Here is a 23,093-nt window from a genome sequence, read left to right as displayed (position 1 = left end):
CTTGCATGAGCCTCAGCGAATACCGCCGCAAGCGCAGCTTCGACAAGACCCGCGAGCCGGAGCCAGGCAAGCTGCTGCCACAGGGGCAACGGGCGATCTTCGTGGTGCAGCTGCACCATGCTAGCCGGCGCCACTACGACTTTCGTCTGCAGGTGGGCGATGCGCTCAAGAGCTGGGCAGTGCCGAAGGGGCCAAGCTACGACCCGGCAGTGAAGCGCATGGCGGTAGAGGTGGAAGACCACCCGGTGGACTACGCCAGTTTCGAAGGCGAGATTCCGAAGGGCGAATACGGCGGCGGCCACGTGGCCCAGTTCGATCATGGGGTCTGGGCCACCGCCGGTGACCCGGAAGCGCAGCTGGCCAAGGGCCATCTGCGCTTCGAATTATTCGGTAGCAAGCTCAAGGGCGGCTGGCATCTGGTGCGCTCAAGCAAGCCGGCCCGCCAGCCGCAGTGGTTGCTGTTCAAGGAAGACGACGCCTATGCCGGCACGCTGGAAGCCGACGATCTGCTGGCCGATGTGGCTGCCGCGCCAGCAGAGGATGTACGTCGCGCCGGGGCCGGCAAGGCCCAACGCAAGGCACTCACCACCGTGCCTGTGCCACGGGCGCGTGCACGTAACGCCTGGACCAACGCCGCGTTGAAACTCACGCACGCGCGGCGCGGCGACATCGACGATGCCGCCTTCGCACCGCAGCTGGCCAAGCTCGGGCAGGCGCCGCCGGACGGGGCGCAATGGGTGCATGAAATCAAGTGGGACGGTTATCGCATCCTGGCCACGGTGATCGACGGCCAAGTGCGGCTGTGGTCGCGCAATGCGCTGGAATGGACCGACAAGACTCCCGACATCCGCGATGCGATCCAGGCGCTCAACCTGCGCTCGGCACGGCTGGATGGCGAGCTGATCGCCGGGCGTGGCACCAAGGAGGATTTCAACCTGCTGCAGGCGACCTTGTCGGGTGAACGCCAGGTGCCGCTGGCGCTGGCGGTGTTCGACCTGCTGCACATCGATGGCGTGGAGATCAGCGAGGCGCCGCTGCGCGAACGCAAGCAGCTCTTGCAGCAGGTCCTGGCGAATGCGCCGGCCGGCCATCTGGCCTACAGCTCGCATGTGGAGGGCGATGGGCTGGAGGCGTTCCGGGTCGCCGGCGAGCAGCACTTCGAAGGCATCATTTCCAAGCGTGCCGACCGGCCGTACCGCGCCGGTCGCAGCGATGATTGGCGCAAGACCAAGCAGTTGGCCAGCCAGGAATATGCGGTCGTCGGCTATACCGCGCCCAAGGGCAGCCGTACCGGCTTCGGCTCGCTGCTGCTGGCCACGCCGGACCCGCAGCACGGCTGGCTGTATGTGGGGCGGGTCGGTTCGGGCTTTTCGGATACGTTGATGCAGGAGGTGACCCAGCATCTGCACGGGGGCGGCAAGCGGCCCACCGCGCATATCCCCACCGAAGACACCGATCTGCGCGGCGCCACCTGGTTCGCGCCGCGGTTCGTGGTGGAGGTGTTCTATCGCGGTGTCGGCGGGCAGCAGCTGTTGCGCCAGGCCTCGCTCAAGGCGGTGCGCCTGGACAAGGACATCGCCGACCTGGCCGACAGCGATACCGGGGATGTCAGTCCCGCGCAGGCTGACGTGGCCGACACTCCCGCGCGCGGGCGCAAGCGTGCAAACAAGCAATCGCCTGCGCAGGGCGAGCCCACGCTGTCCAGCCCGACCAAGCTGATCTACCCGGACATCCGTGCCACCAAGGGCGATGTCTGGGATTACTACCACGCGGTGATGGATCACCTGCTGCCAGAGATCGTGGGGCGGCCGTTGTCGATCATCCGTTGCCCCAACGGTGCAGAAAAACCGTGCTTTTTCCAGAAGCATCACACCGCCGGGCTGGAGCGGGTGAGCTCGGTGCGGTTGAAGGAAGAAACCGGCAGCAATGCCTACTATCTGGTGGTCGAGGATGCGCCCGGGCTGCTGGAGCTGGTGCAGTTCAATGCGCTGGAATTCCACCCCTGGGGCTCGCATGCGGCGCGGCCGGACATGGCCGATCGCGTGGTGTTCGATCTGGATCCCGGCCCGGATGTGCCATTTGCCGAGGTCAAACGGGCCGCCACCGATATCCGCAAGCTGCTGGCGCAGCTGGAGCTGGAATCGTTTCTGCGCGTGTCCGGCGGCAAGGGCCTGCACGTGGTGGTGCCCTTGAACCCCGGCTGCGATTGGGAGCTGACCAAGCGCTTTGCCAAAGGCTTTGCCGACGCGTTGGCGCAATCCGAGCCGGACCGCTTTGTGGCCACGGCAACCAAGCGCTTCCGCAACAAACGCATCTTTGTCGATTACCTGCGCAACGGGCGCGGGGCCACCGCAGTGGCGTCGTACTCGCTGCGCGGCCGCCCGGGCGCACCGGTGGCACTGCCGCTGCCGTGGTCAGACCTGGCCAAGCTGCATCGCGCCAACGCCTTCACCCTGCGCGATGTCCCAGACAAGTTGCGTCGCCGCCGCAAGGACCCCTGGGCAGACATCGCGCAGATTCAACAGAACCTGGCGCGCTGGGCGGACCAGGGCTGAGGCACCGGCTCCATTCTCACAGAGCACGCCGGATGCGTTTGTTGCCACACGCCGCCGCAGTCACGCGGCAAACGTGCGCAACACGCCGCTCAGGGCGTTGCCGCATCCAGCAGCGGCAGCAGATCTGCCTCCAGCGCCTCGCGTCGCCATTGCCCGAGCGCGGCCGGCCAGCTGCGCTGCTCGATCAGGGTTTCCAGATGGCGGCGCGAGGCGAGGATGCCGTCCGGCAGTTCGAGCTCGCGGCTGCGCTGCGCCACTGCATCCTGCAGGCGCTTGAGCGTTGCCTTGTTGCCATCGGTGGAGGCCTGCGCAAGCGGGGCGTGGTCTTCGTCGGGCAAGGGCGTGTTGAGCGCCTCCCAGACCGCGTTGGCGAGCTTGCGCGGGGCCTTGGGAAATTTGTCGAACTGGCGCATCAGTGCGTCCAGATCCGCTGGCGGGAAGCGCGCCAGCTGGCTGGCCAGTTCGTTGTCCAGGATCCAGCTGCGCGGGCGGTCGCTCTGCCGTGCCTGCAGGTCGCGCCAGCGCAACAGGCGCAACAGGCGGCGCTGTGCGGCCGGTTCCAAAAACTGTGCGGTGCGCAGGCTCACGTGCGGCCAACGGTCGCCATCGTCGTGCTCCACTGTGCCTAGCAAGCGCTCGCCATCTTCGGCCAGCCAGCCCAGGCGGTCCTGCGCGGTCAGCTTGGCGGTGAGCGCGTCGTGGATGGCAAACAGATAGCGCACGTCGTCGGCGGCGTATTCCAGCTGTGCGGGCGAGAGCGGGCGGCGCATCCAGTCCGAGCGGGTCTCGCCCTTGGTGAGCAGGGTGCCGGTGATTTCCTGCACCAGTTTCTGATAGCCCATGCCGCCACCGACGCCGGCCAGTGCGGCCGCGATCTGGGTGTCGAACAACGGCCGCGGCAGCACGCCGCAGGCACACTTGAAGGTGACCAGATCTTCGCTGGCGCTGTGCATCACTTTGACGATGTCCGGCGCGATCAGCCAGTCTTTCAGTGCATCGGTCATGCCCGGAATCAACGGGTCGATCAGCAGGATCTCCTCACCGATCGCCATCTGCACCAGCGCCAGTTGCGGCCAGTAGGTGCGCTCACGAATGAATTCGGTATCCAGGCCAATGCGGGACGGACGCAATTGCAGGCGTTCGGTCAATTCGGAGGGGTGGGTGATCCAATGGGGCACGTGATTTCCGTCGACAGCAAGGGTTTGCGTAGAGCGCGCAGAATAGCCTAACGTCGCGATCGCCTGCCGAAGGGGCAGTGCCGGGCAAGGAGTGGGTGTGGGTCAGTGCGGCAATCGGATCGCAGCATGGGCGCTGGTCGCGCTCTGTGCCGGCGCGTGCTCACGCGAGCCGACGCCTGCGCCCGCGGCGGCCAGCAAGCCGCGCGTGGCCGCCACTGCCAGCGCAGCGCCGGCCACCGCACCGCGCGTGTCCATCGGTGGCGAAGAATCCGCCGAGACCGTTGCGCAGTGGCAGCCACCGCCGGTGGACCTGGGCGAGACGCCGCTGGCGCAAGTGCGCCAGCGCGCCGCCGAGGCGTTGAAGGAAGACCGCCTCTACCGCAGCGCCGACGATGCCATTCCGCTGTATCTGGCGATCCAGCAACGCAGCGAGGGCAAGGATGCGGTCAGCCGACGTGGCCTGGAGCAGGCACGGCGGCGTCTGCTTGAGCGCGGCCATGCGCTGGTCGAGCAGACCGACCGTCAGGACAACGCACTGGAGCAGGCGCGCGAACTGGCGATCGTGGCGCTGGCCCTGGCGCCGGAAGATCCCAAGGTGCGCGCGCTGCAGCTCGAAGTGGAAACGGCCCAGCGCGTGCTCGGCTTCAATCGCGCTGGCGAGGACGATCTGCGCAACGGGCGCCTGGGCGAAGACGGCAACGGCGCGCTGGTGAACTTCCGCGATGCCGCCCAGCTGGACCCGGATAACCCGCGCACACGCCAGGGCCTGGCCGCAGTGGAAAGCGCCTTGCTGCGGCGTGCCGAACAGGCCGCCGGGACGGCCAACTTCGTGGCGGCGCGCTACTGGCTGCAGATGGCCGGCCAGGTGCGCGAGCGCGCGCCGACCATTGCCGATGCACGTGCGCGTATCGAGCGCATGCGACGCGCGCAGATCGCCGCGCTGCGCGATGCCGGCCTGCGTGACCTGACTACTCCGCGCGGGCTCAAGCCGGCCGGCGAAAAACTGGCCGAGGTGCTGCGCATTGCCGATCCCGGCGACCCGGTGGCCGGCGATCTGCGGCGGCGGCTGGAACTGGCCACGCACTACGGCAGTTTTCGTCCCGGCCAGGTGTTCACCGATGGCCTGAAGGTCGGCGGCCGCGGCCCGCAGATGATCGTGGTGCCACATGGTGCGTTCCGCATGGGCGCAGGCGACTACGAGCCGGGCGCATCGGACAACGAACGCCCGGCGCATTACGTGCGCTTTGCGCGCGGGTTCGCGATGTCCATCACCGAAGTCACCGTGGCCGAGTTCCGCCAGTTTGTGGAAGCGACCAAGGCGCGGCCGCGCGCAACCCGGCGCGGCCATTCGGTGGTCTACGACGAGCGCAGCGGCAACTTCATTCGCCGCAGCGGGGTGGACTGGCAATCGGATTACAACGGTGCCCAGGCCGCCCCCAACAGCCCGGTGATGCACGTGAGCATCCGCGACGCCGAAGCCTATGCGACGTGGTTGTCCGAACAGACCGGCCGCCACTACCACCTGCCCAGCGAAGCAGAGTTCGAGTACGCGCTGCGTGCCGGCACCACCGGCCGCTATCCGTGGGGTAACCCGGGCGTGCCGCCGCCTGATGCGGGCAACTTCACCGGCGGCAACGACGTCTCGCGCAGCGGGCGGCACTGGAACAACGGCTTTGTCGGCTATGGCGACGGCTTCTGGGGGCCGGCGCCGGTGGGCAGTTTCCGCGCCAATGCTTGGGGCCTGCACGACATGGGCGGCAACCTGAGCGAGTGGGTGGCCGACTGCTGGCACGCCAGCTACCGACGTGCACCGGCCGACGGCGCCGCGTGGTTCAACCCCGGTTGCCGGCAGCGCCTGGTACGTGGTGGCAGCTGGGCCAATTCGCCGCTGCAGACACGCGCGGCCTGGCGGCTGTCGCAAGAGTCCGACACCACCAGTGCACGCATCGGCTTCCGCCTGGCGCGCGGCATCTAGGCCGGCGCGGCGCTAGGCTTAACCAGGGAAAACGGCGCCACCGCGTGGGTGGAACCGGGCGCGGCCTGCGCCGGTCCAAGCCGCAGCGTTTTCAAGGACCGCCGCGATGACCTGGGGTATCACACTGTTTCGCTGGATCGTGGCGCTGCTGTTCATTGCAGGCAGCGGCTATGCCGTTGCCCGGCATCTGCAGGACGGCAATACCGCCGGCAACTATGGTGCGGTGGAAGTGGTGCGCCCGGAAGGTACGCCCAAGGCGATGGTGGTGCTGCTGCCGGACAGCGCACACGCCGAGCAGGGGCAGCAACTGGCCGACCTGCTCAGCGACGATGGCGCGCTGGTCGCGGTGGTCGACACCGCGCGGTACCGCACCCGTGCGCGCAGCCGGCATGCTGCCTGCAGCGCGCTGGCCGACGACGCCGAGCGGCTCGGCAAGAAATTGCTGCGCGCCGAGCACGTGGATGCCTTCCTGCCGCCGGTGCTGGTCGGGCAGGGCGATGGCGCGCTGCTGGCGCGTCAGGCGGTCGCCAACGCTGCGCCGGATGTGCTCGGCGGCGTCGTGGTGGCCGATGGCGACGCCACCGACACCGGGTTGGCGTGCCTGCACGACGTGCCCGACCCGAACCAGGGCTTCCTGGATGCCCAGGTGGAAGATGCCAGCCCGGCACAGATCGCCGCCGCCACGCGCGGCCATTTCCAAACCGCACAGGCGCAGGGCTTGGCCGACCTGCCGCTGGTGGAACTGCACGCGCCCGGCAGCGATCGTCTGGTCGTGCTGCTCTCCGGCGACGGCGGCTGGCGCGAGATGGACAAAGGCATTGCTGCACGCCTGCAGCAACAGGGCGTGTCGGTGGTCGGCTTCAACAGCCTGCGCTACTTCTGGGGCAGCCGCACGCCGCAGCAGGTGGGTGTGGATCTGGACCGGATCATCGCCACCTACCAGCAGCGCTGGCATGCGCATCACGTGGCCTTGGTGGGCTATTCGTTCGGTGCAGATGTGTTGCCGTTCGCATTCCCCGAGCTGCCGGCGGCGCGCCGCGATGCGGTGCAGTTTGTCGGCTTGCTGGGCCTGGCCCATCAAGCCGACTTCAAGGTGCGGGTGGGCGGTTGGCTGGGCTGGCACAACGAGGCCGAGCGCCCGATCGCCCCGGCGCTGCAGGCGCTCGATGCGCATCGGCTGCAATGCATTTACGGCGAACAGGAGAAGGACACCTTGTGCCCGGAGCTGCGCGCGCGCGGCGTAGAGGTCATTGCACGTCCGGGTGGACACCACTTCGACCGTGACCCGGGTGCGCTGGCCGACATCCTGCTGCAGGGCTGGCAGCGCGCAGCGCAACTGCCGGGCCATGCTTGATGCCCGCGCAGCTGCAGCCAGGTTGCACGGCGTGCCTGGATGAGCGCGTCAGCCGGTCTCGCTGGTGTCGACCACCACCGTCACGCTGCCATCGGCCAGTTGTGCGCGCAGGCGATCACCCTGCGTCAGTTCGGCGGCACTGCGCACCACGCTGCCATCGGCCTGGCGGGTGACGATGGCATAGCCGCGTGCCACCGTGGCCAGCGGGCTGACGGCTTCCAGCGAACGCACCAGGCCGCGCAGATGCAGGTGATCCTGCTGCAGGCGCCGCTGCATTGCCGCTTGCGGATGTGCAGCGCGCAGACGTTGCTGCAGCGGTACCAGGCGGCGCTGCGGGCTGTGTGACTGCACACCGGCCTGCGCGCGCTGCACACGTGCCTGTAGCCGCTCCAGGATGTGCTGCATGCGCGCACGCAGGTGCCGTGCGGCGTCTTCCTGGCGGCGTTGCAGCAGCTGCAGGCGTGCCTGCGGGCTGCGCGCGCGCAGGCGCAGCGCCAGCCGGTCCGCGTGTTGCATCGCCTGGCCAAGCGTGTGCTGCTGCAGCTGGCTGAGCCGGGCCTGCGCGCGCCGCACACGTGCCACCAGTTCGCGTTGATCGGGCACCAGCAACTCGGCGGCGACCGAGGGCGTGGGGGCGAGCACATCGGCGGCAAAGTCGCTCAGGCTGACATCGGTCTCATGACCGACCGCCGACACCACTGGCGTGTGTGCTGCGGCGATCGCCCGCGCCAGGCGCTCGTCGTTGAACGCCCACAGGTCTTCCAGCGAACCGCCACCGCGAGTGATCAAAATGACGTCGTAGCGGCCGGAGGCATCGGCGCGTTGCAGCAGCGAAGTGATCTGCGCGGCCGCGCTGTCGCCTTGTACCAGCGACGGCAAAATCTCCACCTCCAGCAGCGGGAAGCGGCGCGCCAGCACGCTGAGCACGTCGCGCACGGCCGCACCGCTGGGCGAGGTGATCACCGCCAGGCGGCGCACATGCGCAGGCAGCGGCTGCTTGCGTTCGGCGTCGAACACGCCCTCGGCGGCCAACCGCGCGCGCAGTTCCTCGAACGCGCGCCGCAGCGCGCCTTCGCCTGCTTCTTCCATGTGGTCCAGCACCAGCTGGTAATCGCCACGTGCCTCGTACAAGGTGAGGCGCCCGCGCGCGAGCACGCGCAGCCCTTCGCGCGGCTGGAACTTCAGCCAGGTGCTCTTGGGCTTGAACATCGCGCAGCGGATCTGTGCGCGCGCATCCTTGAGCGTGAAATACAGATGGCCGGAGGCGGGGCGGGTGACATTGCCCAGCTCGGCCTCCACCCACACCAGGGGGAAACTGCCTTCGAGCAGGTCGCGCGCCAGCATGTTGAGCTGGCTGGGAGTGAGGATCTGTTCGGTGCGGTCGGCCATCGCCGCATTATCCCGCAGCGGGGCACGCAATGCGTGATCGGCTGTGTGCGGTGCGGCTGATGCGGCGAACGATCGGGTGTGGACGGTGAAGTGAGTGCGGCGCCCACGCCAGCGGTGCTCCACTAACGCAGCTACAGGCCGTGTTGCGCCAGCGCCCAGCCCACATGCTCGCGCACCAGGGCGGAGTCGTCATGGCGCCGCGACTCCAGCGCAGCGAGCACGTCTTCGCTACCGGGGGCATTGCCCAGGCCAACGGCGATGTTGCGCAGCCAGCGTTCGTGGCCGCTGCGGCGGATCGGGCTGCCTTCGGTGCGGCGCAAGAATTCGGCCTCGTCCCAGGCGAACAGCTGCGGCAGGGTCGCCACATCCAGATCGTTGCGCGCGCGGAAATCCGGCTCGTCGGTGCGCTGGGCAAACTTGTTCCAGGGGCAGATCAGCTGGCAGTCGTCGCAGCCGAAAATGCGGTTGCCGATCGGCTTGCGCATGTCTTCGGGAATTGCGCCGTCGTGCTCGATGGTGAGGTAGGCAATGCAGCGGCGTGCATCCAGCCGGTGCGGCGCGATGATGGCCTGGGTCGGGCAGATGTCGATGCAGCGCGTGCAGGTGCCGCAATGCGCGGTGGCCGGCGTGTCGATGGGTAGTGGCAGGTCAAGGTAGATCTCGCCCAGGAAGAACCACGAGCCGCCGCGGCGGTCGATCAGGCAGGTGTGCTTGCCGATCCAGCCCAGCCCGGCATTGCGCGCCAGGGCGCGTTCGAGCACCGGCGCCGAATCCACGAACACGCGGTAGCCGAACGGCCCGACCTCGGCCTGGATGCGCTCGGCCAGTTTCTGTAGCCGGTTGCGCATCAGCTTGTGGTAGTCACGCCCCAGCGCATAGCGCGCCACGTAAGCGCGGCGGCCGTCGTGCAAGGTGTCCCAGGCCTCGGTGTCGTCCTTGCGGCCGTAGTCCATGCCCACCGACAGCACCCGCAAGGTGCCCGGCACCAGTTCCTGCGGGCGCGAGCGCTTGTCGCCGTGCTGCGCCATCCAGTGCATCGTGCCGTACAGGCCCTCGGCCAGCCAGCTGCGCAGGTGCGCTTCGTCCTCGCCCAGCTCGATGCCCGTGATGCCGCAGCGCTGAAAGCCGGCCTCGTGTGCAAGCGTGCGGATGCGCGCGGCGGCATCGGTCGGGTCGGGGCGGGCAAGGACGGCGGACATGGCGACAAGTATAGAATTCCCGGCATGTATGCACCGCTCGCTCTTTACGACACCACTGCCGCGCGCATGCTGGACGCGCAGGCCACCACGCTGCTCGGCGGCGACGGCTACACGCTGATGCAGCGCGCCGGGCAAGCCGCCTGGCAGTGCTTGCAGGAACGTTGGCCGCGCGCGCGCCGCGTCGTGGTGGTGTGCGGCACCGGCAACAATGGCGGCGACGGCTATGTGCTGGCGCGGTTGGCCCACCGGGCCGGGCGTCAGGTGCAGGTCGTGCATTTGCCCGAACAAGGGCCGGCCAGCGAACTGGGGCAGCGCGCCTGCACGGATTACCTGGCCGTGGGCGGCGCGATCGCGCTGTTCCCGTGTGCGCTGGCGCATGCGGATGTGCTGGTGGATGCGGTATTCGGCATCGGTCTCAACCGTGCGCCCGATGCGCAGATGAGCGCCCTGTTCGATGCCATCAACGCCGCCGGCGTGCCGGTGCTGGCGCTGGACGTGCCCAGTGGCATCGATGCCGATCGCGGCATCGCACCCGGCAGCGCCGTGCGTGCCAGCGCGACCTTGCAGTTCATCGTGCCGCACGTGGGCCTGTACACCGGCGATGCGCTGGAATACGCCGGCGAGCGCGACCTTGCCACGCTGGAAGTGCCAGGCTCGGCATTCGACGGCCTGGCACCGGTTGCGCAGCGCTGGAAGCGTGATGCGCTGGCCGCGCGTCTGCTGCCGCGCCGACGCAATACCCACAAGGGCGAATCCGGGCGTGTGCTGTGCGTTGGCGGCAATGCCGGCAGCGGCGGCGCCATCATGCTGACCACTGAAGCAGCCCTGCGCAGCGGGTCTGGCCTGGTGCAGGTGGCAACCCGCGCCGAGCACGTGGCGCCGCTGCTGGCGCGCTGCCCGGAAGCGATGGTGCGTGGGGTACAGGAAGACGCCGACATCACCGCGCTGGCCGAGGCCGCCGATGCGGTCGCGCTGGGCCCCGGGTTAGGCCAGGACAGCTGGGCGCGCGCCTTGTGGGGCGGTGTGCTGGCATCGGCCACGCCCACCGTCATCGACGCCGACGGCTTGAACCTGCTCGCGTCCATCGCCATGCCTGCGCGGGGTCCGCGCGTGCTCACGCCGCATCCGGGCGAAGCGGGGCGTTTGCTTGGTCAATCCACCGCACAGGTGCAGCGCGACCGCCTGGGCGCCGCGCATGCGCTGGCCACGCGCTTTGATGCGGTGGTGGTGCTCAAGGGCGCCGGCACCGTGGTTGCCGCGCCAGATCGCCTGCCGCACCTGATCGACGCCGGCAATGCCGGCATGGCAGTGGGCGGCATGGGCGACCTGCTGACCGGCGTGATCGCCTCCTTGCTCGGCCAGGGCTGGGCGCCCTTCGAGGCCGCCAGCCTGGGCGCCTTGCTGCACGCCTGCGCCGGCGATGCTGCCGCCGCCGCCGGCGAGCGCGGCCTGCTTCCCACCGACCTGCTGCCGGCGCTACGCCGTCTGGCCAACGCTGGAGCCATTGCATGACCACGCTGCACGCCTTTCTGGCCGACGTCGATGCCACCGAGCAGGTCGGGCAGGCCCTGGCGGCCACCCGGCCCGCCACCGCCGTGGTGCAGTTGCACGGCGACCTGGGCGCCGGCAAATCCACCCTGGCGCGTGCCTTGCTGCGCGCGCTCGGCGTCACCGGCCCCATTCGCAGCCCCACCTACACGCTTGTCGAACGGTATCCCCTGACTGCCGGGGGCGAAGCCTGGCATCTGGATCTGTACCGCATCGGCCATGCCGGGGAGCTGGATTTTCTCGGGCTGGACGAGGGCAGTGCCACCCTGTGGCTGGTCGAATGGCCGGAACGTGGCGCTGGCGCTTTGCCTGCGGCGGATCTGGAGGTCGAACTGGCAGTGGCCGGGGAGGGGCGCACGCTGACGCTGCGCGGCGCGAGCCCAAGCGGGCAGGCATGGGTGAACGAGCTGGCAGCACGGGACGAGTTGCGGGCGCTTTTTGCCGCCGCACAAGAGGAATGAACGCCAGGTTATGGATTATTAAGGGAAATTGCCTTGCAATTCATGCGTTCGGGTGATTGAATCCGGCTCCATGACCCAGGGGAGCCACCATCGCTTTGCTTTTGCCCTGACCGCCGGCCTGAGCCTGGCGGTTTTTAGTGCGTGGGCAGGCGAAATCAAGCAAGTGGATGTCAGCACCGGGGCCACGGGCACGCGTGCAGAGATCCAACTTGCCGGCAGCGGCGGGTTCAAGACCTTGTCGCTGGCCAATCCCAATCGATTGGTGGTGGATTTCCCGGCCTCCTCGGCAAAGAGTGGCTTGAAGCTGCCGGCCGCCGCCGGGCTGGTGACGTCGGTGCGCACCGGCCAGCCGGTCCCGGGGACCTTCCGGGTGGTGTTCGAGCTGGCAACGCCAGTCACTGCGCTGAAGCCGCAGATGCAGACCCTGGGCAGCGCCTCGACGCTGGTGATCGAGTGGCCCGGCGATTTCGCGCCGGCCAAGCCGGTTGCTTCAACATCAAGCGCTGTGCCAGCAGCAACAACGCCGCCAGCCGCAGTGCCTGCCACACGTCCGCTGGATGCACAGGCGGAAGCTGCACGTGCCACCGCGGCGCTCGCGGCCTCCGCACAGCGCGCCTCGGCGCTTCCACCGCCAACCCCGGCAGCAGCGCCCACGCCGGTACCCGTGCCTGCATCGGCAATGCCGACAGTGACGCCTGCGCCGGTGCCAACGACGATTGCTACCGGCGTGCCGACTCCGCGTCCCGGAACAACTGCCGCACCAGGCGCAGCGGCTATGGCCGTCGGTACCCGCACCACGATCGCCACGGGCACGCCGTCGCCGGCAGCCATCTTGAACGGTGGCAACGTGGCGCAGGTCGCGCCGCAGGGCGCAGCCGTGACATCGGCCGGTGTGGCTGCCGCCGATGCGCAAAATGACGATGTACCGCCGCGCCCGCTGCTGCCAAGCGAGGCATCGCGCGTCAAGATGGCGCCCGGCATGCGTCCGCTGGTGGTGGCCATCGATCCCGGCCACGGCGGCCAGGATCCCGGCGCCATGGGCCCGACCGGCAAGCGCGAAAAAGACGTCACGCTGGCCATCGGCCGCGAGCTCGCACGCCAGATCAACGCCACGCAGGGCATGAAGGCGTACATGACCCGCGATACCGACGTGTTCATTCCGCTGCCGATGCGCGCGCAGAAGGCACGATCGGCCAAGGCCGACATCTTTATCTCCATTCATGCCGACGCTGCGGAAAACCGCAGTGCCACCGGTTCATCGGTCTATGTGCTGTCGACCAAGGGCGCGTCGTCGCAGCGTGCACGCTGGCTGGCCGACAAGGAAAACGCCGCCGACCTCGTCGGTGGCGTGCGCCTGCAGCAGACCGAAAGCACGCTGGCCAACGTATTGCTGGACCTGGCCCAGAGCGGCCACATGAAGGCATCCGAAGATGCCGCAGGCCATGTGCTGGGCGGTTTGAAGCGCATCGGCAACAATCACAAGCCGCAGCTGGAACGCGCCAATTTCGCGGTGCTGCGCACTTCCGACATGCCGGCGATGCTGGTGGAAACCGCCTTCATCTCCAACCCGGATGAAGAGCGCCGGCTGATCGACCCGTCGTATCAGCGCAAGATCGCCTCCGCGGTGCTGGACGGTATCGATACGTTCTTCACCCGTCAGCCGCCCCCGGGCACCTTGTTCGCGGCACGTGCGCAGGCCGAGGCCGACGCCGCAGTCGGCACCGTGGCCGGCGGCAGCCGCTGAGCCGCTCGGCTATCATTCCGCACTGATTCCTCGATGACGGCGCCTGGCGCCGCCGGATGGCCGTGCCGACGTTTTTCCCCTTGATTTCATCATTCGCCCATGCGGGCAGTCATTGCGTGCGCGCAGCGCATCTGCCAGGGAGCGCCCGCTGATGGCGATCCGGCAATTACCCGAGATCCTGATCAACCAGATCGCTGCCGGCGAGGTGGTCGAGCGCCCGGCATCGGTCGTCAAGGAACTGGTCGAAAACGCGCTCGATGCCGGCGCCACCCGCGTGGATATCGATCTGGAAGAGGGCGGCGTGCGGCTGATCCGCATCCGCGACAACGGCGGCGGCATTGCGCCGGAAGAGCTGCCGTTGGCGGTGTCGCGTCATGCCACCAGCAAGATCGCCTCGCTGGATGATCTGGAAACCGTCGCCACGCTGGGCTTCCGCGGCGAAGCCTTGCCGTCGATCGCCTCGGTCAGCCGCTTTACGCTGGCCTCGCGGCGCCCGGATGCAGAGCACGGCTCCGCGCTGCAGATCGAAGGCGGGCGCCTGGGCGAAGTGATGCCGCGTGCGCATGCGCCGGGCACCACCGTCGAGGTGCGCGAGCTGTTCTTCAACGTGCCGGCACGGCGCAAGTTCCTGCGCGCCGAGCGCACCGAGTTGGGCCATATCGAAGAGTGGCTGCGTTCGCTGGCACTGGCGCGCCCGGACGTGGAATTGCGCGTCTCGCATAACGGCAAACCGTCGCGGCGCTACAAGCCGGGCGATCTGTATTCGGACGCGCGGCTGGGCGAGACCTTGGGCGAGGATTTCGCGCGCCAGGCGCTGCGCGTGGACCACAGCGGTGCCGGCCTGCGCCTGCACGGCTGGGTGGCGCAGCCGCATTACTCGCGCGCCAGTACCGATCAGCAGTATCTCTACGTCAACGGTCGCTCGGTGCGGGATCGCAGCGTGGCCCACGCGGTGAAGATGGCCTACGGCGATGTGCTGTTCCACGGGCGCCAGCCGGCGTATGTGCTGTTTCTCGAGCTGGACCCCGCGCGCGTGGACGTCAACGTGCACCCGGCCAAACACGAGGTGCGCTTCCGCGAGGCGCGGCTGATCCACGACTTCGTCTATCGCACTCTGCAGGACGCACTAGCGCAAACCCGTGCCGGCGCGCTGCCCGCTGATGTCGGGGTCGTGGCGGCAGCCTTCGGTATTGGCGGCGGTGCTGCGCAGGGCGACTCAGGCTACGCCGCTGGCGCCAGTGCAGGGCACCTGGGTGCTGGCAGTGGCTCCGGCTATGCAAGCTGGGCGCCGTCGCAGGCGCCGCTGGGTTTGCGCGTGGACGAGGCGCGCGCCGCCTACGCCGCGTTGTATGCGCCTGCGGCCGGCAGCGCGTTGCGCGACGACGGGCAACCGGTGCTGTCCGGCACCGGCTTGCCGGCGACTGCGCACGACAGCGGAGTCCCGCCATTGGGCTACGCGGTGGCGCAGTTGCACGGCATCTATATCCTCGCGGAAAACGCCGAAGGCCTGATCGTGGTCGACATGCATGCTGCGCATGAGCGTATCGGCTACGAACGCCTCAAGCAGGCGCACGACAGCATTGGCCTGCATGCGCAGCCGCTGCTGGTACCGATGACGCTGGCAGTGGGCGAGCGCGAGGCCGACACCGCCGAGCGCGAGGCCGATACGCTTGCCAGCCTGGGCTTCGAGATCACCCGCAGCGGCCCGCAATCGCTGCACGTGCGCAGCATTCCGGCGCTGCTCGCCAATGCCGACCCGGAGGCGTTGTTGCGCGATGTGCTCGGCGATCTACGTGAGCACGGCCAGAGCCGGCGCATCGCCACCGCGCGCGACGAGTTGCTGTCCACCATGGCCTGCCACGGCGCGGTGCGTGCAAACCGCCGGCTCACCGTGCCGGAAATGAACGCCTTGCTGCGCGACATGGAAGCCACCGAGCGCTCGGGCCAATGCAACCATGGCCGGCCAACCTGGGCCCGGTTTACGCTGGGCGAAATCGATCGCTGGTTCCTGAGGGGACGTTGATGACAGTGCTGCACAGGGGGAGGGGCTGGCTGCTCGGCATGTCGGTAGCGGTAGGTGTGCTCGGCTGTGGCCGCGAGGCACCACCCGCACCGGCGCCAGTGGCATTGGACAAGACATTTCTGGCCGATAACGCGGCCTGGCGCGAGGCGCGCCTGACCGAGCTGCGCGCGCCCGATGGCTGGACCAGCCTGGTCGGCCTGCATTGGCTGTCGTTGAAGGCGCACTACATCGGCCGCAGTGCCGACAGCGGCATCCGCCTTGCCGTGGGGCCGCCCAAGATGGGCATGGTGTCCAGCGAGCGCGATGCGGTGTGGTTCGTGCCCGAGCGTGGCGCGGCACTGACCGTCGGTGGCAAACCGCTCACCGGCAAGATCCGCTTCCAGTCCGATGTCGATCCGCAGCCCACGCTGATCGGCTTCGACGACGGCAAGGGCGTGTTGAGCCTGATCCACCGCGGCGATCGCTACGCGCTGCGGGTCAAGCATGCTGATGCGCCGTCGCGCACCGGGTTTGCGGGGCTGGAGTACTGGCCCATCGATCCGTCCTGGCGCATCCAGGCGCGCTACGTGCCCAATAATGTCGGCAAGACCATTCCCATCGTGGATATCGTCGGCATCAGCAGCGAGCAGCCCAATGCCGGTGCGATCGAGTTCGAGCGCGATGGCAAGACCTATCGGCTGGAAGCCATTGGCGAGCCGGGTCGCCCGATGTTCGTGGTGTTCGCCGATCGCACCAGCGGCCATGGCAGTTATTCGGCCGGGCGCTTTCTTGATCTGGAAGCCCCGGATGCCTCCGGGCACGTGGTGGTGGACTTCAACCGCGCCATCAACCCGCCGTGCGCGTTCACGCCGTTTGCGACCTGCCCATTGCCCCCGCCGGAAAATCGCATCGACCTAGCCGTATCGGCGGGCGAAAAAGCCTACAAGGCAGCGCATTGATGCGCTGGATGACATGGGCGCGTCGCGCGCTGCTGCCCGCCTGCGCCGGCCTGCTGGCGATCGCTGCATTGTGGGGCGGCACAGCGGCTGCCGCCTCGGCACGTGGCGCCGCTGCTGCCGCCAGCCCGCCGGTACCGCTGCTGTGGAAGGTCGATGGCAAGGGCGGCACCCTGTATCTGCTTGGTTCGTTCCATCTGCTCAAGCCCGACGACTACCCGCTGTCGCCGGATGTGATGCAGGCCTTTGCGCAGGCCGACCGGCTTACCTTCGAACTGCCACCGGCCGATGTGCAGTCGCCCGAATTGGCGGCCAAGATGCTGCGTGCCGCCCGTCGCAGCGATGGCAAGCGCCTGCAGGATGCACTCGACGGCCCGACCTGGCAGGCACTCGCCACGCAGGCGCGCAAGCACGGCATCCCGCTGGAGAGCCTGCAGCCGATGAAGCCGTGGTTTGTCGCCCTGACGCTCAGCCTGGCCGAGATGCGACGCCAGGGCATGCAGGCCGATGCGGGGCTGGACAATTACCTGATGCAGCTGGCGCAGGCACGTGGCAAACCGGCCGATGGCCTGGAGCGCGCGGACGAGCAGATTGCCCTGCTCGACAGCATGACTGCGACCGAACAACAGCAACTGCTGGCCGAAACCCTCGACGAGGCCGGTGCCGCCGATCAGGTCAATGCGCTGCACGACGCCTGGCGCCGTGGTGACGTCCATCTGCTGACCACGCAAATGGCCGAAGACATGCGCAAGCAGTATCCCGCGCTGTATCAGGACATCAACGTCGAGCGCAATGCGCGCTGGGTGCCGCGTCTGGAGCAGCGGCTGGGCAAGCAGGCCGGCACCACGCTGGTGGTGGTCGGTGCCTTGCACCTGCTGGGTCGTGACGGGGTGGTGGAGCGTCTGCGTGCACGCGGGTATCGCGTGGAGCGGATCTGCACGGCCTGCGCGGAGCAGGCCGGCCACTGACGTGATGACCGGGCGCGGCGCAGGGTGCGCCACGCCGGTCAGGGCTCAGCCGCGGTTGCGGGCTTTGCCGGTGGTGCCGGTCGCGTTGCTGCTGCTGGTTCCGCTGCCTAGACCACTGCCCATGCTGCTGCTGCCGGGCGGGGTGGGCGGCGTACCAGGGCCACCCGGGCGGCCGAAGCCGGCGCCGAAGTTGCGCTGGAATTCCTGCCAGAGCTCGAGATTGCGCTCGGTGAGCTGATTCATCATCGCCCAGGGCGTCTGCCCGAGCAGGTTGCCCATCTGCTGGCGGAACTGCTGCTGCTGGTCCAGGAACACCTGCATGCTGCGCTCCAGGTAATTACCCATGAAGCCCTGTAGGGAGTCGCCGTAGAAACGGATGATCTGGCTCAGCAACTGGGTGGAGAGCATCGGCTCACCGTCCTGTTCCTGGTCGGCGATGATCTGCAGCAGCACGGCGCGGCTGAGGTCTTCGCCGCTTTTTGCATCGCGGACCTCGAACTCCTCGCCGTCGATGATCAGTTGGCGCACATCCTCGATGGTGATGTAGCTGGAAATTTCCGTGTCGTAGAGACGGCGGTTGGGGTACTTCTTGATGATGCGAAGTCCGGCCATGGAACGTTCACTCACAACGATAGTGCGCGCAGGATGGCGCACCGCAGCAGCGCTTGCAACAGCCAGAACGCCTTATTTTCTTAAGCAGACGGGAAAAAAATGCTGCGCAGCATGATTTGACACGGATTTCCATGCTGCACCGCTCATCTGCAGCAAACGCTACCAGCCCATGTGGTGGCCGCCGTTGATGTCCAGGTTGGAGCCGGTAATCCACGCCGCCTCCTCGGCCACTAGAAACGCCACTGCATACGCGATTTCCTCCGGCCGCCCAAGCCGGCCGGTGGGGATATCGGCGACGATCTTGGCGCGCACCTCTTCCGGCACTGCCATCACCATGTCGGTCGCCACGTAGCCCGGCGACACCGTATTGACGGTGATGCCGAAGGCCGCATTTTCGCGCGCCAGCGAGATGGTGAAGCCATGCATGCCGGCCTTGGCCGCGGCGTAATTGGCCTGGCCGTACTGGCCTTTGAGCCCGTTGATGGAGCTGATCTGGATCACCCGGCCCCAGCCGCGCTTGCGCATGCCTTCGATCACCGGGCGGGTCACGTTGAACACCGAATTGAGATTGGTGTTGATGACGTCGTGCCACTGTTCGGCGGTCATGCGATGGAACGTGGTGTCGCGGGTAATGCCGGCGTTGTTGACCAGCACTTCGATCGGCCCGAGCGCGGCTTCCACGTCGTCCACCAGCGCGCGCGCATGGTCGGACGAGGCCACATCCCCACGAAACAGGGCGAATTCGTAGCCTTGGGCCTGCATGCGCTGCTGCCACTCGCGTGCTTTTTCTTCGTTGCGGAAATTGCTGGCGACCCGGTGACCCTGGTCGGCCAGGCGCTTGCAAATGGCGGTACCGATACCGCCGGTGCCGCCGGTGACCAACGCGACGCGAGATGTCATGCGCAACTCCAATAAGCAGATAGGGCTGGCGGCGCCCGCGACGCTGCGGAGGCGTCAGGGCGAAAGCCGGTGCTGGGTCGCAATTCTAGTCAAGCCGGGGCGTCGATGCGCGTGGCAGTGTCCAGGCTGGCAACGCGCGGCAGCCGCTGCGGCGAAAAATGCTGCACAGCATGCTGCAGCACACCGGCCACCGATGCGTGCGCGGGCAGGGCCGCCGGGGGCTGGCCCAGCGCCCGCCAGGCCGCGCGCAGCGCTGGCAGCGGGTCGCTGTCGTCCACCGGTTGCGCCGCGTGGGACTTGGAGAGCTTGCGCCCGTCGGCGCCCAGGATCAGCGGCAGATGCAGATAGCGCGGCGGTGCCATGCCCAGGGCCTGCTGCAGCACCAATTGGCGCGGGGTTGAGTCGAGCAGGTCCGCCCCGCGCACCACATCGGTAATGCCCTGCGCTGCATCGTCGACCACCACCGCCAGCTGGTAGGCCCAGTAGCCGTCGGCACGGCGCAGCACGACATCGCCTACCTCGGCGTACACATCCTGGGTGATAGCCCCCTGCAGGGCGTCCTGGAAGCTTGCTAGGGTGTTCGGCGGCACCCGCAGGCGCACGGCGCGGCGAATGCCCAGCGGCGCTACGCAGACGTGGTGGATGCCACCCATCGCGGCCAGCTCTGCACGGCTGCAACTGCATTCGAACGCCGCACCGGTGCGCAGCAGCCGCGACAGTGCCGCCTCGTAATGCGCATCGCGGTCGGACTGATACAGCACCGGCCCGTCAGCGTGCAGCCCGAACGCAGCCAGCGTATGTAACTGGCGCTGCGAGGCGCCTGGCTCGGCACGCGGCGGGTCGATGTCTTCGATTCGCACATGCCATTCGCCACCGGCATGGCGCGCGAGCAGCCAGCTGCCCAACGCAGCCAGGAGCGAGCCGAAGTGCAGGGGGCCGGTGGGCGAGGGCGCGAAGCGGCCGCGGTAGGGGAGTGAGGACATGGGCAGCTGAATCGTCGGTCAGGTGCTTGCTTGATTTCAACCCGCCACGTCCGCAGATCCGCAGCAGTTCATCCTCTTTGCGTGCGGAGCCACTGCCTCTATGTTCAACCGTGTCGTCCTGTTTCTCTTGACCAACTTTGCGGTGCTGATCCTGGCCGGCATTGTGATGTCGGTGCTGGGCGTCAATCCGGCACAGATGAGTGGGCTGCTGGTGATGGCCGCCATCTTCGGCTTCGGCGGCTCGTTCATTTCGTTGCTGCTGTCCAAGTTCATGGCCAAGCGCAGCACCGGCGCGCAGGTGATCACCGAGCCGCGGACGCAGACCGAGCGCTGGCTGGTGGACACGGTGCGCCGCCAGGCCCAGGCAGCCGGTATCGGCATGCCGGAAGTGGCCATCTACGACGGCCCGGAAATCAACGCCTTCGCCACCGGCGCCAACCGCAACAATGCGCTGGTGGCGGTTTCCACCGGCTTGCTGCAGCACATGCGCGAAGACGAGGCCGAGGCCGTGCTGGGCCATGAGATTGCCCACATTGCCAATGGCGACATGGTCACCATGGCCTTGCTGCAGGGCGTGCTGAACACCTTCGTGATCGTGCTGGCGCGCGTGGTGGGCGGCATCATCGACAGCGCGCTGTCTGGCAATCGCGACAGCGGGCGTGGATTTGCCTACTACATCATCGTATTCGTGCTGGAGATGGTGTTCGGCCTGTTCGCCACGATGATCGCGATGTGGTTCTCGCGCCGCCGCGAGTTCCGTGCCGACGCCGGTGGCGCGCAGCTGGCCGGCCGCAACAAGATGATCGCCGCGCTGGAGCGTCTGTCGCTCAATCACGGCCAGAACACCTTGCCCTCGCAGGTGCAGGCGTTCGGCATTTCCGGCGGTGTGGGTGAGGGCTTGCGTCGCCTGTTCCTGAGCCACCCGCCGCTGACCGAGCGCATTGCCGCCTTGCGTGCGTCCAGCGGTACGGCAATGTAAGCCAGCGGTTTGCCATTCAACAAAACCCGCGTCATGCGGGTTTTTGTTGAAGCGTGTTTCCTTGATTCTCGGCAGCGCACCGCCGCGACAAACCGCACACGGCGCCAGCCAGCTGCATGGCGCCTCATACGATTGGCTAGGCCTCAGCCGAACTCGTAGTTCATCAGTGGGCCAGTGGGCGCGACGAAGTCGCCTTGCACGTAATCGACCCCCGCAGTGAAGAAGCTGCTCATCGATTGCGCATCGGCCACGAACTCGGCCACCGTGAGGATGCCGGTCGGCTGCGCCCGTGAGGTGATCTCGCGGATCTTTTCCTGGCTTTCGCGGGCAGAGGCGATGTCGCCGGTGATGCTGCGGTCGAGCTTGAGGAACGCGGGCTGGAAATGCGCGAGCAGCTGGAACGAATCCAGGCCCGAACCGAACTGTTCCAGCCCCACCTTGCAGCCCATTGCCGAGACCGAAGCCAGGAATTGCTGGGCGTTGCGCAGATGGGTGAAGACCTTCGATTCCGGTGTCTGCAGCCATAGCCGCTCGCCTGGCACGCCGTACACCGCCAGCTGTTCGCGGATAGTGTCGATCATCTGTGGGTCGGAGAACGAATTAGGCCCGATGCGCACCAGCAGGTGGGTCTTGTGCCCGGCGCGCTGGCGCTCGCCCAGCTGTCGGATGGCACGTGCGACCACCCAGCGGTCGATCTCGGTGATCAGGTCGTGTTCTTCGGCAATCGCCATGAACGCGTTCGGCGACATCATCTCGCCGTTGCGCTCCAACCGCAGGAACGCCTGATACAGCTCCAGCGGCTCGCCCTGCAGGTTGAGCACGGGCTGGTAATGCAGCAGGAAGCCGTCGCCGATCAGCGCCTCGCGCAGCTGCTCCACCCAGCGCTCGATGCGTTCTTCCTCGGCGCGATCGGAGGCGGCCGGGTCGAAGATGCTCACTGCATTGCCACCGAGCTCGGCCGTGGTGCGCACTGCCTCGGTGCCGCGGTTGAGCACCTGCCCGATGCTGGCGATCTTCTCGCCGATCTGCACACCGCCGATGCTGACGGTGACCGTGGCCGAGCGTTCGCCCACACTGAACACGTGCTGCGCAAACGCGTCACGCACCAATTCGGCCAGTGCATGCGAGCGCGCATAGTTGCCGTCCATCAACAACGCAAAGCTGTGTTCGCCGAAGCGCGCGGCCACCACGCTGTCATCCAGCACGCTGGCCAGGTGCGCCGCCAGTGAGGCGATCAGCGCATCCGCCGAATCCAGGCCGATCTCCGGCAGGATCCGCGCGTAATGATCCGGTTCGATCAACAGGAAGCCGGACTGGCCTTCGCTGCGGCCGGCCTGTGCCACCGCCTGTTCGAGCGCCACCATGAAGGTGGGGCGGTTGAGCAGGCCGGTGACCTGGTCGCGTTGGCGCAGGTCCTCGACCTCGCGCGCCAGTTCCGGGTCGAACTCTTCGCGGCGCCGGAACACCACCTGGATGCAGGGCTCGCCCTCATAGGTGGCGGTGGCAAATTCCATGGTCGCCGGAAAGGTGTCGCCCTCCAGCCGACGCGCGTCGACCTTGTACTGCGCCGGCGGCGGCTCGCCCTTGGACAGGGCCTTGAGCAGTTGCTTGAAATCGTCCACGTATTGCGCGGCGATCATGTCCAGCAGCGACACGCCTTCCACGTCCTCGAAGGATTCGAAACCGAACATCTCCAGATACGCCTCGTTGGCACGGATATGCATGCCTTCGTGGACGTAGGCGATCGGGTCGCGCGATGAGGCGATCAGTGCATCGCAGCGGCGCTCGGTTTCGCGCATCTGCGCTTCGATACGACGCAGGCCACGGCGTGCCTGCAGGTCGGCCCACTCCGAGCGCACCAATGCCAGCAGATGTTCGGTGCGATGGCGCAGCGCGATCGCGCGCACGCCATGCGCAGCGGCTTCGACCAATGCGTTCTCTTCGATGCGATCGGCCAGCTGGATGATCGGGATGTCCTTGCCGCTGCCGGCAATGTGCTGCTGCAGGGCCGACATCGGAATCTGCTGCGCCTGGCCCTGCACCGCCAGGTCGATCTGCCCGGACAACATGCTGCCGAGCTCTTCCGGTGTCTGCGGGCGTGACGGCCGCACGGCGATGCCGCCGTTGCGCAGCGCGGTCACGATGGCCTCGGCACTCTCCACGCTGTCATCGACAATCATCAGGCGGAGGGTGAGATCTTTGCCTTTCTGCATGCGCGGCTCCCTAGAGACGGGCTTTAATACACGAAGGGGTTCGGCGCGTCCATGTATGTGGACGGGCGCGCAGCGAC

Annotated in this window: 16 protein-coding genes and 1 pseudogene; 10 read left to right on the top strand and 7 right to left on the bottom strand. The window is 67.6% G+C overall.

What is annotated here, in order from left to right; all coding sequences use genetic code 11:
- The first annotated feature begins 5 nt into the window (after positions 1 to 5).
- Positions 6 to 2,555, top strand: a complete 2,550-nt coding sequence (gene ligD, locus QRM60_RS06230) for a DNA ligase D (RefSeq protein WP_285445806.1) — start codon at positions 6 to 8, stop codon at positions 2,553 to 2,555.
- Positions 2,556 to 2,644: 89 nt separating this feature from the next.
- Here ligD and rnd read toward each other — a convergent pair whose 3' ends face one another.
- On the bottom strand, positions 2,645 to 3,733 hold the full coding sequence (gene rnd, locus QRM60_RS06225) for a ribonuclease D (protein ID WP_076054961.1): 1,089 nt from the start codon (positions 3,731 to 3,733) through the stop codon (positions 2,645 to 2,647).
- Between the two features lie 118 nt (positions 3,734 to 3,851).
- On the opposite strand from rnd, the gene QRM60_RS06220 reads away from it, so the two are divergent.
- Positions 3,852 to 5,708, top strand: coding sequence for a formylglycine-generating enzyme family protein (locus QRM60_RS06220; protein WP_338016106.1), 1,857 nt, complete (start codon positions 3,852 to 3,854; stop codon positions 5,706 to 5,708).
- A 106-nt stretch (positions 5,709 to 5,814) separates the two neighbouring features.
- Complete coding sequence (locus QRM60_RS06215; RefSeq protein ID WP_115005035.1) at positions 5,815 to 7,062, top strand: virulence factor; 1,248 nt, start codon at positions 5,815 to 5,817, stop codon at positions 7,060 to 7,062.
- Between the two features lie 48 nt (positions 7,063 to 7,110).
- Here the strand turns inward: QRM60_RS06215 and xseA are convergent, their stop codons facing one another.
- Together xseA and queG are read right to left on the bottom strand one after the other, a co-directional pair.
- Positions 7,111 to 8,451, bottom strand: coding sequence for an exodeoxyribonuclease VII large subunit (gene xseA, locus QRM60_RS06210; RefSeq protein WP_285445805.1), 1,341 nt, complete (start codon positions 8,449 to 8,451; stop codon positions 7,111 to 7,113).
- Positions 8,452 to 8,582: 131 nt separating this feature from the next.
- A complete protein-coding gene (queG, locus tag QRM60_RS06205) occupies positions 8,583 to 9,650 on the bottom strand; it encodes a tRNA epoxyqueuosine(34) reductase QueG (protein ID WP_115556215.1) in 1,068 nt (355 codons plus the stop codon).
- A gap of 24 nt (positions 9,651 to 9,674) precedes the next feature.
- On the opposite strand from queG, the gene QRM60_RS06200 reads away from it, so the two are divergent.
- The 6 genes and pseudogenes from QRM60_RS06200 to QRM60_RS06175 form a co-directional block, all read left to right on the top strand.
- Positions 9,675 to 11,162 carry an NAD(P)H-hydrate dehydratase gene (locus QRM60_RS06200; RefSeq protein WP_115556214.1) on the top strand — a complete coding sequence of 496 codons (1,488 nt, stop codon included), beginning with the start codon at positions 9,675 to 9,677 and terminating at the stop codon, positions 11,160 to 11,162.
- Positions 11,159 to 11,659: a tRNA (adenosine(37)-N6)-threonylcarbamoyltransferase complex ATPase subunit type 1 TsaE gene (gene tsaE, locus QRM60_RS06195; protein ID WP_076054969.1), complete on the top strand. Its 501-nt coding sequence runs from the start codon at positions 11,159 to 11,161 to the stop codon at positions 11,657 to 11,659. Before QRM60_RS06200 ends, tsaE begins: the two co-directional genes overlap by 4 nt.
- Positions 11,660 to 11,729: 70 nt before the next feature.
- Positions 11,730 to 13,403, top strand: coding sequence for an N-acetylmuramoyl-L-alanine amidase (locus QRM60_RS06190; RefSeq protein ID WP_285445804.1), 1,674 nt, complete (start codon positions 11,730 to 11,732; stop codon positions 13,401 to 13,403).
- Positions 13,404 to 13,554: 151 nt separating this feature from the next.
- A complete protein-coding gene (gene mutL, locus QRM60_RS06185) occupies positions 13,555 to 15,426 on the top strand; it encodes a DNA mismatch repair endonuclease MutL (protein WP_285445803.1) in 1,872 nt (623 codons plus the stop codon).
- Positions 15,426 to 16,364 carry a DUF1684 domain-containing protein gene (locus QRM60_RS06180; protein ID WP_285445802.1) on the top strand — a complete coding sequence of 313 codons (939 nt, stop codon included), beginning with the start codon at positions 15,426 to 15,428 and terminating at the stop codon, positions 16,362 to 16,364. Before mutL ends, QRM60_RS06180 begins: the two co-directional genes overlap by 1 nt.
- A 125-nt stretch (positions 16,365 to 16,489) precedes the next feature.
- Positions 16,490 to 17,329: pseudogene (locus tag QRM60_RS06175) on the top strand (TraB/GumN family protein); the annotation flags it as partial.
- A gap of 45 nt (positions 17,330 to 17,374) precedes the next feature.
- On the opposite strand, the gene phaR reads toward QRM60_RS06175, so the two are convergent.
- The 3 genes from phaR to gluQRS form a co-directional block, all read right to left on the bottom strand.
- A complete protein-coding gene (gene phaR / locus QRM60_RS06170) occupies positions 17,375 to 17,941 on the bottom strand; it encodes a polyhydroxyalkanoate synthesis repressor PhaR (RefSeq protein WP_011037439.1) in 567 nt (188 codons plus the stop codon).
- A gap of 159 nt (positions 17,942 to 18,100) precedes the next feature.
- Positions 18,101 to 18,841, bottom strand: coding sequence for a beta-ketoacyl-ACP reductase (locus tag QRM60_RS06165; RefSeq protein ID WP_014507974.1), 741 nt, complete (start codon positions 18,839 to 18,841; stop codon positions 18,101 to 18,103).
- An 89-nt stretch (positions 18,842 to 18,930) separates the two neighbouring features.
- The gene (gene gluQRS / locus QRM60_RS06160; RefSeq protein ID WP_114998909.1) at positions 18,931 to 19,824 is read right to left on the bottom strand and encodes a tRNA glutamyl-Q(34) synthetase GluQRS; all 894 of its coding nucleotides are present in this window, start codon (positions 19,822 to 19,824) and stop codon (positions 18,931 to 18,933) included.
- 100 nt (positions 19,825 to 19,924) lie between these two features.
- Between gluQRS and htpX the strand changes: the two genes are divergently transcribed.
- Positions 19,925 to 20,803: a protease HtpX gene (htpX, locus tag QRM60_RS06155; protein WP_114998906.1), complete on the top strand. Its 879-nt coding sequence runs from the start codon at positions 19,925 to 19,927 to the stop codon at positions 20,801 to 20,803.
- Between the two features lie 143 nt (positions 20,804 to 20,946).
- Here the strand turns inward: htpX and QRM60_RS06150 are convergent, their stop codons facing one another.
- Positions 20,947 to 23,016 (bottom strand): EAL domain-containing protein, encoded by a 2,070-nt coding sequence (locus tag QRM60_RS06150; RefSeq protein WP_285445801.1) that lies wholly within the window; start codon positions 23,014 to 23,016, stop codon positions 20,947 to 20,949.
- Positions 23,017 to 23,093: the final 77 nt, after the last annotated feature.

This window comes from Xanthomonas sp. fls2-241-TYG-148 (genome assembly GCF_030208815.1).
Classification (GTDB): domain Bacteria; phylum Pseudomonadota; class Gammaproteobacteria; order Xanthomonadales; family Xanthomonadaceae; genus Xanthomonas; species Xanthomonas campestris.
Note: the sequence above shows the minus strand (reverse complement) of the source record. Positions and strands in the feature narration are given on the sequence as shown.